Source organism: Janthinobacterium fluminis (assembly GCF_028595325.1).
GTDB classification, from domain to species: Bacteria; Pseudomonadota; Gammaproteobacteria; order Burkholderiales; family Burkholderiaceae_D; genus Janthinobacterium; species Janthinobacterium fluminis.
In genome coordinates this window covers 981,576-995,239 of sequence record NZ_JAQQXR010000001.1, presented here as the reverse complement: position 1 = coordinate 995,239, position 13,664 = coordinate 981,576, and the positions used below count along the sequence as shown (strand labels likewise).

At 65.1% G+C, this 13,664-nt stretch carries 13 protein-coding genes; 3 read left to right on the top strand and 10 right to left on the bottom strand.

The window, feature by feature from the left end; genetic code table 11:
• Window position 1 precedes the first annotated feature (1 nt).
• Both OIK44_RS04415 and eat read right to left on the bottom strand, forming a co-directional pair.
• Complete coding sequence (locus OIK44_RS04415) at window positions 2-817, bottom strand: TorF family putative porin (protein ID WP_273669472.1); 816 nt, start codon at window positions 815-817, stop codon at window positions 2-4.
• A 33-nt stretch (window positions 818-850) separates the two neighbouring features.
• On the bottom strand, window positions 851-2,233 hold the full coding sequence (eat, locus tag OIK44_RS04410) for an ethanolamine permease (protein ID WP_273669471.1): 1,383 nt from the start codon (window positions 2,231-2,233) through the stop codon (window positions 851-853).
• 285 nt (window positions 2,234-2,518) lie between these two features.
• On the opposite strand from eat, the gene OIK44_RS04405 reads away from it, so the two are divergent.
• The gene (locus tag OIK44_RS04405) at window positions 2,519-3,466 is read left to right on the top strand and encodes a helix-turn-helix domain-containing protein (protein WP_273669470.1); all 948 of its coding nucleotides are present in this window, start codon (window positions 2,519-2,521) and stop codon (window positions 3,464-3,466) included.
• A gap of 8 nt (window positions 3,467-3,474) precedes the next feature.
• On the opposite strand, the gene OIK44_RS04400 is transcribed toward OIK44_RS04405, so the two are convergent.
• The 4 genes from OIK44_RS04400 to OIK44_RS04385 all read right to left on the bottom strand — a co-directional run bounded on the left by OIK44_RS04400 (window position 3,475) and on the right by OIK44_RS04385 (window position 8,116).
• The gene (locus OIK44_RS04400) at window positions 3,475-4,269 is read right to left on the bottom strand and encodes a substrate-binding periplasmic protein (RefSeq protein WP_273669469.1); all 795 of its coding nucleotides are present in this window, start codon (window positions 4,267-4,269) and stop codon (window positions 3,475-3,477) included.
• Between the two features lie 114 nt (window positions 4,270-4,383).
• A complete protein-coding gene (nadC, locus tag OIK44_RS04395) occupies window positions 4,384-5,250 on the bottom strand; it encodes a carboxylating nicotinate-nucleotide diphosphorylase (RefSeq protein ID WP_273669468.1) in 867 nt (288 codons plus the stop codon).
• A complete protein-coding gene (gene nadA / locus OIK44_RS04390) occupies window positions 5,247-6,380 on the bottom strand; it encodes a quinolinate synthase NadA (protein WP_273669466.1) in 1,134 nt (377 codons plus the stop codon). Before nadA ends, nadC begins: the two co-directional genes overlap by 4 nt.
• A 137-nt stretch (window positions 6,381-6,517) precedes the next feature.
• Window positions 6,518-8,116, bottom strand: coding sequence for an ABC-F family ATPase (locus tag OIK44_RS04385; RefSeq protein ID WP_273669465.1), 1,599 nt, complete (start codon window positions 8,114-8,116; stop codon window positions 6,518-6,520).
• A 298-nt stretch (window positions 8,117-8,414) separates the two neighbouring features.
• On the opposite strand from OIK44_RS04385, the gene OIK44_RS04380 reads away from it, so the two are divergent.
• Entirely contained in the window at window positions 8,415-9,131 is a 717-nt protein-coding gene (locus tag OIK44_RS04380; protein WP_273669464.1) for a PEPxxWA-CTERM sorting domain-containing protein, read from the top strand.
• Between the two features lie 135 nt (window positions 9,132-9,266).
• Window positions 9,267-9,470, top strand: a complete 204-nt coding sequence (locus tag OIK44_RS04375) for a hypothetical protein (RefSeq protein WP_273669463.1) — start codon at window positions 9,267-9,269, stop codon at window positions 9,468-9,470.
• Between the two features lie 7 nt (window positions 9,471-9,477).
• Here the strand turns inward: OIK44_RS04375 and OIK44_RS04370 are convergent, their stop codons facing one another.
• From OIK44_RS04370 to OIK44_RS04355, 4 genes are all read right to left on the bottom strand, one after another.
• Window positions 9,478-10,275: a substrate-binding periplasmic protein gene (locus OIK44_RS04370; RefSeq protein WP_273669462.1), complete on the bottom strand. Its 798-nt coding sequence runs from the start codon at window positions 10,273-10,275 to the stop codon at window positions 9,478-9,480.
• Between the two features lie 25 nt (window positions 10,276-10,300).
• Window positions 10,301-11,218, bottom strand: coding sequence for a muramoyltetrapeptide carboxypeptidase (ldcA, locus tag OIK44_RS04365; RefSeq protein WP_273669461.1), 918 nt, complete (start codon window positions 11,216-11,218; stop codon window positions 10,301-10,303).
• Window positions 11,219-11,303: 85 nt separating this feature from the next.
• Window positions 11,304-12,224 carry an alpha/beta fold hydrolase gene (locus tag OIK44_RS04360; RefSeq protein ID WP_273669460.1) on the bottom strand — a complete coding sequence of 307 codons (921 nt, stop codon included), beginning with the start codon at window positions 12,222-12,224 and terminating at the stop codon, window positions 11,304-11,306.
• 241 nt (window positions 12,225-12,465) lie between these two features.
• Window positions 12,466-13,620, bottom strand: a complete 1,155-nt coding sequence (locus OIK44_RS04355) for a hemin-degrading factor (RefSeq protein ID WP_273669459.1) — start codon at window positions 13,618-13,620, stop codon at window positions 12,466-12,468.
• Window positions 13,621-13,664 lie beyond the last annotated feature (44 nt).

Sequence of the window (13,664 nt, the reverse complement as noted above, 5' to 3'; positions counted from 1 at the left end):
ACTAAAAATTGCGCGCGGCGCTGACCTGGATGCGCTTGCCGACGACATTCTTGCCGCTGCCATCCATATTAAAGAAGGTCCACAGGGGCTGGCCGTTTTTCTTGTCGTCGCCGTTGTTGTAGACGGCCGCCGCCGAAAAGGTCCAGCTGTCCCAGGTTGTCGTCACGCCCACTTTGACGTCGGCGAAGTTATAGGCGCCCAGCTTGCGCACGCGCTGGTGGCCGGCGTGCAGGTTCAATGTCCATCCCGGCGTCAACTCGGGATTCCAGTTCGCCTCGACGTAGGTCGAACCACGCGAATCGACGATGTCGCCACTGTAGGGATCGACGGCGTAGCCGAACCAGTTTTTGCTCAGCGTCAGCCAAGCGTAGGCGTTGAAACTGCCGACGTTGAGGCCCAGCTTGGCGTCCTGGGTGTCGTAATTGATGCTGCGGCCGCCGGCGCGAAACCGGGCCGCCGGATACCAGTAGGTGACGAGGCCGGCATCGACGTTGCTGTCCTTGCCCAGCGCGTAGCGATAGCCGCCGTACAGGTCGATTTCGGCGCCGCTGCCGTTGTTGTAGGCCGCGTTCGACACGCCCGAGCCGAACACGCCCAGGTAGGCGCCGCTGGCATGGCTGAAGTCGACGCTGGCCTGCGCCGTCGCTTTGCCCTGGGTTTGCGAGACGCCGCGGAACAGGTAATCGGACAGCAGCGTCACATTGCCGCTGACGCCCCATGCGGGCGCCGGGGCGGCCTCGGCGGCATGGACGGACGCCTGGCAGGCGAGCAAGGCGCAGGCGGCAAGCAGCGCGCCGGATCGGGTAAGTGTTGACATGGGCAAGTATCCTGGTGAGATGGTGGGCTGGATTCAAACGGCGTCGTAGATGGCCAGTTCTTCGCGGCTGCCGCGGGTCAGCAGGAAGAAAACATAGCCGAGGGCGAGGAAGCCGGTGAAGATGCCGAATATCAAAGGGTTGTAATAAATCATGGTCGCCATGCACACGGCCGCCCCGAACAGCGCGAACGCCGGGAAATAGGGATAGAACGGCGCGCGGAACGGCCGCGCCATGGCGGGGGCGCTGCGGCGCAGCTTGAACAGGCTCAGCATGCTGATCAGGTACATCGTGATGGCGCCGAAGACCGACATCGTGACGATGTTCGCCGTCAGGGTCTGCCCGCCGATCTTGATCAACTCGTCGCTGTAGATGGCGGCGATGCCGATGACCCCGCCGGCCAGCACGGCGCGGTGCGGCGTGTTGAAGCGCGGATGGATTTTGGCGAGAAAATGCGGCAGATAGCCTTCCCGGGCCAGCGCGAAGATTTGCCGCGAATAGCCGAGGATGATGCCGTGGAAGGAGGCGATCAGGCCGAACAGTCCCAGCCAGACCAGCATGTGCAGCCAGTTGCTGTTTTCGCCGACGATGGTTTTCATGGCCTGCGGCAGCGGATCGTTGATGTTGGCCAGCTTGGTCCAGTCGCCCGCGCCGCCGGCGAACACCATCACGCCCACGGCCAGCACGACCAGGGTCAGGATGCCGGTGACATAGGCGATCGGGATCGAGCGTTTCGGCTCCTTGGCCTCCTCGGCGGCCATCGCCACGCCTTCGATGGCGAGGAAGAACCAGATCGCGAACGGAATCGCCGCGAACATGCCGGGAATCGACGCCAGCGAGAAGCTGTCTTGCCCGGCCCAGCCGCCCTTGGTGAAATTGGCCATCGAAAAGCCCGGCGACACCACGCCCATGAACACCAGCAACTCGAAGATCGCCAGCAAGGCCATCAGCAGCTCGAAGGTGGCGGCCACCTGCACGCCGACGATATTCAGCGTCATGAAGACGAAGTAGGCGCCGACCGCCGCCAGCTTCGGGTCGAGCGCGGGAAACTGCACATTCAGGTAGGCGCCGATGGCCAGCGCGATGGCCGGCGGCGCGAACACGAACTCGATCAGCGTGGCCGCGCCGGCCAGGTAGCCGCCGGTCGGGCCGAACGCCGCCTTGCTATAGGCGAAAGGGCCGCCGGCGTGGGGTATCGACGTGGTCAGCTCGGTGAAGCTGAAGATGAACGTGGTGTACATCGCGGCGATGAAAATGGCCGTGACGGTGAAACCCAGCGTGCCGGCCGAGGCCCAGCCGTAGCTCCAGCCGAAGTACTCGCCCGAGATCACCAGGCCCACCGCGATCCCCCATAGTTGAAGCGTGCTCAAGGTCTGTTTCAGCGCTGGCGCTGCGCCCGATGCCGTCGTCGATTTCATGTGTGTCCCCAATGCAGTGTGTTTCTTATGTTGAATGTGGTGGCGTCCGGCCTAAGCCACCCGCCCTCTGCCAATTGCATGGTGCCGCTGGTATGGAAGTTGCTGCCATTGCAGTATAGGCAGGCCCGGCAAACCAGCGTTATCGAAAATCGGCAAACCTTCAATCAGGCGCGGCGCCAGCCGGAGCGGCTTGAAGCGGCCGCGAGGCGCACAACTGAGAGCGAGATGGATATGCACCAGATTGAAACAGGCGTGTCGCACAACGGCGCAGTATGGAACAGCGGCATGGCTGTTCGCACCGTGCTGACGCGCGACGCCGACGCGCTGGCGCGCAACCTGACGGACTGGGAACAAAGCTACGACCAGATCAGCGCCGGCAGTTTCCAGGGCGTGCTGACGGAGCTGCGCCTGCCGCGCATGCAGGTGTTCCGCGAAAGCATCAGCCAGTCGGTGCGGCAGTCCTGCCGCGTCTGGCCCGGCGCCGTCTGGTTCGGTTTCCCCGACCATCCCGACTGCAGCCGCATCAACGGCCGCCAGGTCGAGCCGGAATTCGTCATGGTCAGGCCCGGCAACAATGAATTCGAGCTGCTGACGCCGAGCAAGCACAGCATTTACGGCATCGTCGTCTGCCGCGAACTGCTGGCGGCAGCGGCGGCGGCCGGCGCCTGCGACATCGACTGGCTGCGCCTGCAGGCCGCGGAAGTGTTGCGCGTCGATCCCGCCGAGCGGCGCCGCTGCGTCCTGATGTTGGGCGAGTTGCTGGCGCAACGGCCGGATGCGGCCGGCGCCGTCCCGCACCAGCTGCTGCGCTGGCAAGGTATGGTGGTCGAAGCCTTGCTGGCCATGCTGGACCACAGCGGCATCGAGCCGGCGGCGGCCGCCAGTTTCCAGCGCCGCTGCCGCATCGTGGCACGCGTGCGCGACTACATTCTGGCGCACCGCGGCGTCGCCATCACGGTGCCGGAACTGTGCGCGCAGGCGCACGTGAGCCGGCGCACGCTGCAATATTGCTTTGAAGATGTGTTGGGAATGAGCCCCGCCCTATACTTGCGGCGGCTGCGCTTGAATGGCGTGCGGCGGGAGTTGCTGCATGCCGGCGCGGCGAACCTGGCGATAGGCGCGGTGGCGGCGGATTGGGGTTTCAGCAACTTCAGCCAGTTTTCCAGCGACTACAGAAAACTCTTCGGCGAATCGGCGTCCGCCTCGCTGCGCCTGCAGACGCCGCATCCATAGCCGGCCGCCTATGGCACCCCGACGTCGAGCTGCTGCCCCAGCCGTTTCAGCTCGCCGCTGTCGACCAGCGCATTGAACACCTGGTTGAACTGGCTGCGCAGCCGGTCGGACTCGGGGCGTTTGGGAAAGGCGAAGTAACCGTTCTGCACGGCGATCACGCCCGGCAGCGGCGCGACGGCGCCGTCGATGCGCAGTCGGGCAATCACGGGCTCCGTATTCCGGCGGTTGGTGGCGAACAAATCGACGTGCTGCGACGTCAGCATCTTCAAGCCATTTTCCACGGCATTGGTCACGCTGACCCGCAACTGTGGCCGCGCGCGCTCGAAGTCCGGGCCATACGCCCAGCCGTTCAGAATGACGATGCGGGTGTCCCGCAAGGCGGCGAAATCGCCGCTCCACGGGGTCGCCGCGCCGGAGCGGGCATAAAACACCATTTCGTCCTGATAGAAGGCCCGTTCCGAGAACGCCAGGGTGGCCAGGCGTTCGCTGGAGCGGTACGGCCCGACGAGAATGTCGGCCAGGCCCTGCGCCACCATCGCCTGGGCGCGCGCCCACGGATAAATCTGGAATTTGACGCGGTAACCCATGCGCTGCGCCACGCTGCGCACCAGCTCCGGCCCCATGCCGACGAAACGCCCATCCCTGGCCTGTTCAAACACGCGCTCGAAATGGGCGCCGACAACGAGCAGTTCCGGCTCCTCGGCGGCCGCCGGAAACGCAGAAAAACACGCCAGGAAACATGCCGCGAACAGCAAGACGCAGCGGTTCCAGGGCCGCCGCCGCGATTTGTCGATTTGTCTCACCGCAAAATTTTTCCCCGGCCTGATGGCAGGCATGACAACATATCACGCCATGATGTATCTGGAAATTTTCTGATTGTGAAGCTCCGCGCGCAGGGCTCGCCCCGCCCGCGCCGTCTAGCCGATAATGCGCAGCGAGTAATCGGTCGCGCGCACGTCCTTGGTCAGGCTGCCGATGGAGATGCGGTCGACGCCCGTTTCGGCGATCGCGCGCACCGTGTCGGCATTGATGCCGCCGGACGCCTCCAGCAAGGCCCGGCCGGCCGTCAGCTTGACGGCTTCGCGCATCATGTCGGTGCTGAAATTATCCAGCAACACGGACTTGGCGCCGGCGGCCAGCGCCTCGTTCAGCTCGTCGAGGTTTTCCACTTCCACCTGGATGCTGACGCCCGCTTCGAGGATGTGGGCATTGTTCAGCGCCTGCGTCACGCCGCCCGCCGCCGCGATGTGGTTTTCCTTGATCAGGATGCCGTCGTACAGGGCCAGGCGCTGGTTCTTGCCGCCGCCCACGCGCACCGCGTACTTCTGCGCCAGGCGCAGGCCGGGCAGCGTCTTGCGCGTGTCGAGAATGGCGGCGGCGGTGCCGGCCACCACGTCGACATAGCGGCGCGTCGCCGTCGCCACGCCGGACAGCAGTTGCAGGAAATTCAAGGCGCTGCGTTCGCCGGTCAGCAAGGCGCGGGCCGGCGCCTCGATGCTGCAGACGGGACTGTCGGCGCGCATCAGCTGACCCTCGGCATAGTACCAGTCGATGGCGATGCTGCGGTCCAGGCTTTTCATGATGCCCTCGAACCAGGGCGCGCCGCACAGCACGGCTTCCTCGCGCACGACGACGCGGGCGGTGACGATGCTATCGGGCGGCACCAGCTCGCCGGTCAGGTCGCCGCTGCCGATGTCTTCCAGCAGCGCGGCCAGCAGGTTCGCCTCAAAGGCGCGCGCCAGCGCCGGGTCGAAGGGCGCGAACGGGTTCAACAAGGTACTCATGCCGGGCCCACTCCCGCGAACAGTTTGCCTTCCTTGGCCAGGTCGGCGCCCGGCTGCACGCCGGCCTTCTTCGCCGCGGCGAAGTCGAGCATGCGCTTGATCGATTTGACGGCTTGCAGGCCGACGGCCGGCGCCACTTGAATCTCGTTTGTCATATTTTCCAGTACCTCGGCCAGGTTAAGCAGGCCGTTCATGGCCATCCACGGGCAATGCGCGCAACTCTTGCAGGTGGCGCTGTTGCCGGCGGTGGGCGCTTCGATGAAACGTTTGCCGGGCGCGGCGGCGCGCATCTTGTGCAGGATGCCGTTGTCGGTGGCGACGATGAAGGTGTCGGCGTCCATGTTTTGCGCGGCGGCGATCATCTGCGACGTCGAACCGACGACGTCGGCCAGCGCCACCACGTTGGCCGGCGACTCCGGGTGCACCAGCACTTTCGCGTCCGGATACTCGGCCTTCAGCAAGTCCAGCTCGATGCCCTTGAACTCGTCGTGGACCAGGCAGGAGCCTTGCCACAGCAACATATCGGCGCCCGTTTGCTTCTGGATGTAGGAACCCAGGTGCTTGTCCGGCGCCCAGAGGATTTTCTTGCCCTGGGCGTGCAGGTGGGCGACGATGTCCAGGCCGATCGACGACGTCACCATCCAGTCGGCGCGCGCCTTGACGGCGGCGCTGGTGTTGGCGTACACCACCACCGTGCGGTCCGGATGGGCGTCGCAGAAGGCGGCGAACTCGTCGGCGGGACAGCCGAGGTCCAGCGAACAGGTGGCGTCCAGGTCGGGCATCAGCACGCGTTTTTCCGGGCTGAGGATTTTCGCCGTCTCTCCCATGAAGCGCACGCCGGCGACGACCAGCGTCTTGGCCGGGTGGTCGCGGCCGAAGCGGGCCATCTCCAGCGAGTCGGAGACGCAGCCGCCGGTTTCCTCGGCCAGGTCTTGCAAGTCGGCGTCGACATAGTAATGGGCGACGAGGACGGCTTCGCGCTCCTTCAACAGGCGCTTGATGCGGGCCTTGAGGGCGATTTTTTCGTCTGGGGAAGGCGTGGCGGGCGTGCGCGCCCACGCGTGCGCGGTACAACTGGCACCGTCTTGCGGATGCTCGTACTCGACGCTTTTGATGGCTAAAGTTTGCATGATGATTCGTCAGCGAAAAACGGAGGGGGAAATGACACTATCGCATATCGGGGGCATTCCTGCCGGCGCCTGCGGCAGGGGAAACCGGCGCCAAACGGCGGGGGCGCGCCCAAGTGGCCGCCCCCGGCCCGGCCGGCTTAGTCGATACCCTGGCTCTTCAGGTAATCCTCATAATTGCCGTTGTAGTCGACGACTTCGTTTTCCTTGATTTCGATGATGCGGTTGGCCAGCGAGGAAACGAACTCGCGGTCATGCGAGACGAAAATCAGGGTGCCGGCGTATTTCTCCAGCGCGATGTTGAGCGATTCGATCGACTCCATGTCCATGTGGTTGGTCGGCTCATCGAGCAGCAGCACGTTGTGGCGGCCCAGCATCAGCTTGCCATACATCATGCGGCCCTTTTCACCGCCGGACAGCACCTTGACGGCCTTCTTGACGTCGTCGCCGCCGAACAGCAAACGGCCCAGGATCGAGCGCACGGCCTGGTCGTCGTCGCCCTCCTTGGTCCACTGGCCGATCCAGTCGGTCAGATTGGTGTCCTTGGCGAAGTCCTCGGTCGGATCTTGCGGCATGTAGCCGACGTTGGCGTTCTCGGCCCACTTGACGCGGCCCTGGTCCGGCTGCAGACCGGCAATGTCGCCGGCGATGCAGCGCAACATCGTCGTCTTGCCGGCGCCGTTGGCGCCGATGATGGCGATGCGCTCGCCCGCCTCGACCATGATGCTGAAGTTCTTGAACAACTGGCGATCAAAGCCCTTCGAGATGTTTTCCACTTCCACCGCCAGGCGGTGCAGCTTCTTCTCGCCGTCGAAGCGGACGAAGGGATAGGCGCGCGACGAGGGCTTGATATCGTCGACCTTGATTTTCTCGATCTGCTTGGCGCGCGACGTCGCCTGGCGGGCCTTCGACTTGTTCGCGGCGAAGCGGCGGACGAATTCCTGCAGCTCGGCGACCTTGTCCTTGGCTTTCGCATTGTTGGCCAGTTGCTGGTTGCGCGCCTGGGTCGAGGCGAACATGTACTCGTCGTAGTTGCCCGGGTAGATCTTCAGCGTGCCGTAATCCATGTCGGCGACGTGGGTGCAGACCTGGTTGAGGAAGTGGCGGTCATGGGAAATGATGATCATGGTGGAGTTGCGCTCGTTGAGCACATCTTCCAGCCAGCGAATCGTGTTGATGTCCAGATTGTTGGTCGGCTCGTCGAGCAGCAGGATGTCGGGATTCGAGAACAGCGCCTGCGCCAGCAGCACGCGCAGCTTCCAGCCCGGCGACACATTGCTCATCGGCCCCTGGTGCAGCTCGATGGCCACGCCGGCGCCCAGCAGCAGTTCGCCGGCGCGCGACTCGGCCGTGTAGCCGTCGTACTCGGACACCTTGCCCTCCAGCTCGGCGGCGGCCATGTAGTCGTCGTCGGTCGCCTCCGGATTCGCGTAGATCGCGTCGCGCTGCTGGATCGCGGCCCACATTTCCGTGTGGCCCATCATGACGACGTCGAGCACGCGCATGTCTTCAAACGCAAACTGGTCCTGGCGCAACTTGCCCAGGCGCTCATTGGTATCGAGCATGACGTTGCCGCCCGACGGGTCGAGGTCGCCGCCGAGGATCTTCATGAAGGTCGATTTGCCACAGCCGTTCGCGCCGATCAAGCCGTAACGGTTGCCGTCACCGAACTTGACGGAGATATTTTCGAACAATGGCTTGGCGCCAAATTGCATGGTGATGTTTGCGGTCGAGAGCACGAATAAAGCCTTTAGAAGCGGATGTGATTAACCGGGCATTCTACCATTTCGCGGCGCCGCCATGTCCCGGCAGCCGTAAAAAAGCCTGCGGCGGCGCCAAGGAAGGCGCGGATTTCCCCCGCGCCCGCCGATCCGTCGCCTGACTACATTCATAATATTCACATTTTTGCAATAAAAAGTGAATTTTACACCATGGAAAGTGTTGCAAAAGAAATATTATCAATGCAACATTGTGTTGCAGTTATGTTACTCTTTCGTTTCCAATCCGGAAAACATGATTGAACCATAAGGAATGACAATGAAGCGCTTAGCTATTCTGAGTATCGCCCTGGCGGCAGCGGGCATGTCGCACGCAGCCGAAATCTACAACAACGGCCCCGTCGTCGACGCCAAAGGCCGCTCCGTGATCGCGCCCGGCTACAGCAGCTACGGCTATGGCGCGAACGGCGCCAACGGCCAAGCCGTCGCCGACGACTTCAACATCGCCGAAGGCCAACGCTGGAACCTGACGAGCATCGACTTCTTCGCCTATCAAACGGGCGCCGGCGGCTTCACGCTGCAGAGCGCCACGTGGAGCATCGTGTCCACACACGTCAATTCCGACGTGGTGCTGGCATCCGGCACGACCTCTCTGACTAACGGCGGGCGCGAAGGCTACCGCGTCTCGTCCACCGGCCTGAGCAACACACAGCGCGGCATCTATCGCGCCCAGGCCGACATCGCCGACATCACCCTGGGCGCCGGCCACTACTTCCTGCGCTGGAGCCTGACCGGCAGCGGCGCGTCGGGCCCGTGGCAGGCGCCGGTGGCCGACGGACGCAGCGGCAACGCCGGGCAAGCGGACGCCAGCGGCGAATACCTGAAACTGGTCGATAGCGCCTCGAATCTGACGGTGGAACTGCCGTTCGCCCTGCACGGCACGGTGAGCGCCGTGCCGGAACCGGAAACCTACGCCATGTTGCTGGCGGGCCTGGCTTTGGTTGGCGCGGCCGCGCGCCGCCGCAAACAGGCTTGATCGGGCTCGCGTAAGGCCAGGGAAAACGGGGCTGCAGCCTTCGGGGCCGGCCCCGTTTTTCTTTGCTTTCCCGTAAACTGCCGGCGGCCGGCCGGTGCTATCATCGGGATGCCCTAGCGACCAACGGAGCTTCCCATGCCAGAAGAGCTGTATGACTACTGCGGACACGCCATCAAGATTGTGCTGATCGAGGACGATGAAGGCGAGTGGACGGCGGCCTACTCCATCGACGGCGACACCACCCATGAAATGCGGACGAAACCGAAAAAATCGCGCGGCCTGATGCTGGCCGAAGCCAGGACGGCGGCCCAGCGCCACGCCGACGCGCTGAAACGCTGACGCGGCCTCAGCCTTCGTCCCATTTCGCCAGCAATTGCGTCAATTCCCCGCTTTTCGCCAACTGGGCGATGGCCGCCCTGACCCGCTCGGTGGTGCCGGCCGGCAGCGATTTCGACAGCACCATATAGAATTTTTGCGTGTCCATATTCGTCGGCAGCACCTTCACCTTGCCGATGACGCCGGCGTTGCGGATTTCCGCCTTGATGCCGGGCGAGCGGTGGTAATAGAAGCGGCCTCGGCCGGCAAGCAGTTTCTGGAAGTTCAGCGCCGACGTATTGGCGCCGGAATCGACCCGCAGGCCGCCGATTTCATCGAGCCGCCTGGTGATGGCGAAACCGTGTATCAGCAAAATGATGCCCTGGTCGCCCAGCTTGCGCACATCGTCCCAGTTATTGATCTGGATGTCGTCATCGGCGCGCACGGTCAGGTAATACTTCACGACAAATAGCGGCGTATCGACGAAATTGAACTGGGTTTCGCGCTGCGGGTTGCGCACGAAGCCGCAGGCGGCGTCGAGGTCGCCGTTGAGCACGCCCGCCTCGACCCGTATCAGCGGCTGCATGGCCTGGTCGCCGACGAACTTCAGGCCGGGGTCGACGCGCTCGACGGCGCGCATGATGTCGACGCACAGGCCGACGACATGGCTGGCGCCGCCGCGCTTGGCGACGATGAACTTCGGCTCGGTGGCCGTTTGGCCCGCCGTGCGTAGCAGCGTGACGGCGGCGGCCGGCACGCAGCAGCCCAGCGCCAGCGCAACGGCGGCAATGCGGCCGGCACGGCCGGCGCAACGGTCAAACCAGCTCATGGGCATCTCCAATCGGCCCGCCCCATCAGGGCCGCGCCAGCACCGGGTAGTCGCGCAAGGTCAGCGCAAAACCGTCCGCGTCCGACACCAGCTGCGCCTGGGCGCCCACCGGCAGCGTGACACGGCGCGGGATGTGGCCGAATTCCAGGCCCGTCAGCACCGGCACGGGCAGGCGCGCGCGCACATGGGCCAGCATGGCGTCGAAGTCGTAGCCATTGTCCTGCGGGCTCAGGCGGTAATTGGAGAAGTCGCCCAGCAACACCGCTTTCTGCCGTCCGATCACGCCGGCGTGCAGCAGTTGCAGCAGCATGCGCTCGACGCGGTAGGGATGTTCGTTGACGTCCTCGACGAACAGGATGCCGCCGTCGATGTGCGGGAAGTACGGCGTGCCCAGCAGATGCACAAGCATTGCCAGGTTGCCGCCCCACAGCAGGCCGCCGACGTCGACGCGCGGATTGCCGGCCACGGCGGCGGCGACGCGGTGCGTCGGGCCGGCCAGGCAATCCCACAACTGGCGCAGCGTGAATTCGACCGGCTCGTCGCGGATGAAGTCGTCGCAGAACATCGGGCCGGCGAAGCTGGCGCGGCCGGTGCGCGCCAGCAAGCCCATGTGGAAGGCCGTGAAGTCGCTGTAGCCGACGAACAGCTTGCCGCTGGCGGCCATGGCGTCGAAATCGATGTCGGGCAGGATGCGGCTGAGGCCGTAGCTGCCGCGCAGCGCCATCACCACTTGCACGTCGGCGTCGGCGGCCGCCGCGTTCAGCTGGGCCAGCCGGCCGGCGTCGGTGCCGCCGAAGCGCTGGAATTTGTGGGCCGGATCATAATAATTGTGGACTGTGCAACCCTGGGCGCGCAGGCGCGCGACGCCGCGCTCCACTGCCGCATCGTCCAGGGCGGCGCCGCCGGGGGCGACGATGGCAATGCCGATATTAGGTGTACTCAAGAAATCTCGATCAAGGTTGGGGCATGAATGGCCGGAAACGCGCCGGCGCAGCGGCACGCCAGCCCGGGGCGCGCCGCCGACGGGCCTAGGTCGCGCCGACCCGGCCCGGGTGCGCCACCATCTTACCGTGCAGATGAGTATCGATCAAGGCCAGCAGGCGTTCGATCAGTTGCGGCGGCAGGTCGTGGCCCATGCCCTCGATCACATGCAGCGTCGCATCCGGTATCGCATGCGCCGTGTCGATGCCGCAGGCGACGGGGATCAGGGGATCGGCCGCGCCGTGTATCACCAGCGCAGGGCAGCGTATGCTCTTGAGCAGCTCGCTGCGGTCGTCCGCCGCCGCCACGGCCACGATCTGGCGCGCCATGCCGGCGCGGCTGGGATTGCGCTGCAGCGCCACCTCGACCATGCTGCGCAACTGCCGGTCGGACGTCGGGTAGGCCGGACTGGCGATGACGCGGAAGGTTTTCATCATGTGGGCAATCAGTTGCGCGCGGTCGCGCGGGTCGCGCGGGCCGCGCAGCAAGGCTTTGCGGGCCGCCCGCGTCGGCCCCGGCAGCGTGCGCCGCCCGCTGGTCGACATGATCGAGGTCAGCGACAGCACGCGGCGCGGCGCCCGCGCGGCCATGATCTGGGCGATCATGCCGCCCATCGACGCGCCGATCACATGGGCCTGGCGGATATTCAGCGCCGCCAACAGGGCCAGCGCGTCCTCGGCCATATCGTGCAGCGTGTAGGCCGTTTTCAACGGCCAGCCGAGCACATGCTTGAGGAAGGCCAGCGCCAGGTTGGGCGCGCCCAGATGGTCGAACTTGCTCGACAGGCCGCAGTCGCGGTTGTCGAAGCGGATCACGTAAAAACCCTGTTCGGCCAAGCCTTCGACGAGGTCGAGCGGCCAGGACGTCAGCGGCGTCCCCAGTCCCATCACCATCAGCACCGGCGGCGCGGCTGGATCGCCGTGGGTTTCGTAGGCTATCGTTATGTTGTTTGCGATAATGGTTGCCACGGCATTGCCTTTCTTCCACTTGGCACATAACTAACAGCCCGTCAGGCGACGGCGCGCGCAACGGCAATGGATGGCGGGCAGTGCGGGCAAGGCGGCCGGCGCTGGCGCGCAGATGGGATCAGCATACCATTTTTCGACGGCGCCAAACGCGCGCATGGTGGCGCGTTTGGCTTTTTGGCGACAGAGAAAAGAACAAAAGCAACAGCCGGGGGCCGGCCCGGCGGACGGCCCGCCGTCTGGCTTACTTGGCCGCGCGCGGCAGGCTTTGCGCCAGGTCGACCCATGCCTTCGGCTGCGGCGTCGCGCGGGCGCGCACGCCGAAGAAGGTCACGGACAGGTCGCCGTTCTTGTCGAAGAATTCCACCGAGGTGACGCCGCTGCGCTTGACCACCCAACCGCTTTTCAGGCCGCTCTCGCGCAGGTGCAGATTGAAGGCCGGGTCGAGCACGTTGTACCAGTCGCCGGCGGCGGCCGTCTTGCTGATCTTGCCGCTGAAAATTTGCGTCACGGCGTCGTTGCCGACGAAGGCCATGATGGCCACCTGTTGCTTGGCGGCGCCGTCGAGCAGGTCGCGCACGGCGGCCGGCGCGATGCGCTCCGCATAGCCGGCCGGCGCCAGGCGCAGCGCCTGCTCGCGCGACAGGCCGAATTCGCCGACGATCTGGCTGAACTCGTGCACGTCCGTCATTTCGGTCCATGCCAGCTGGAATTCCTTGACGTCGATGCTGGCGTCGGGTTTTTCAGCAGCCTTCGGCGCGGCGGCCGCGATCGCCAGCTTGCCGCTTTGCTCGGCGCTGCGGAAGTCGGCGACCAGCTTGTCGAAGACGGCGATGCCGGCCTCGTTCTTCAGGTAGATCTTGTGCGCCGACGTGCCGCTGGCGTCGAAAAATTGCAGGCTGCGGCTGAGGGCGCCGTCGCGGCCCGGCTGCACCACGGCGTAGGCGTGCTTCCAGTTGCCGAACTGGAAGCGCAGGTCAATCTCGCCGCCCAGATAGCCGCCGGCGATGTTGCGCATGCGCGCGGCGCGCTCGGTGTCGGCATCGGCGCCGGCGCCGCCGGACTCTTCCTGCTCCTTGAGCTTGCTGGCCACGCCGGTGCGCTCGATGACACTGTACTCATTGCGCGTCGTCGCCAGCACCGTGCCCAGGTCGAGGGCGCGGCGCATGATTTCGCGCGGCGCGTCGCCGTCCGTCTTCAGGCGGGTGACGCCCTTGCCCAGGTTGGTCGCCAGCAGCTCCGCCTCGGACACGCCAAGGGTGCGGGCGGCGTCGCGGATTTGCAGCTTGGGCTGCTCGGCGCGCAAGGCGGCCCAGCGTTCCGCGACGGCGTCGGGGGCCGCGTGGGCCTGGCAAATCAAGAGGCTGCCGAGCAGCGCGAGGGCAAGTTTTGAAAGCATGGTGGTATTTCCCTGAGTGAAAAATGAAAGGAAGGAGGCGCCGC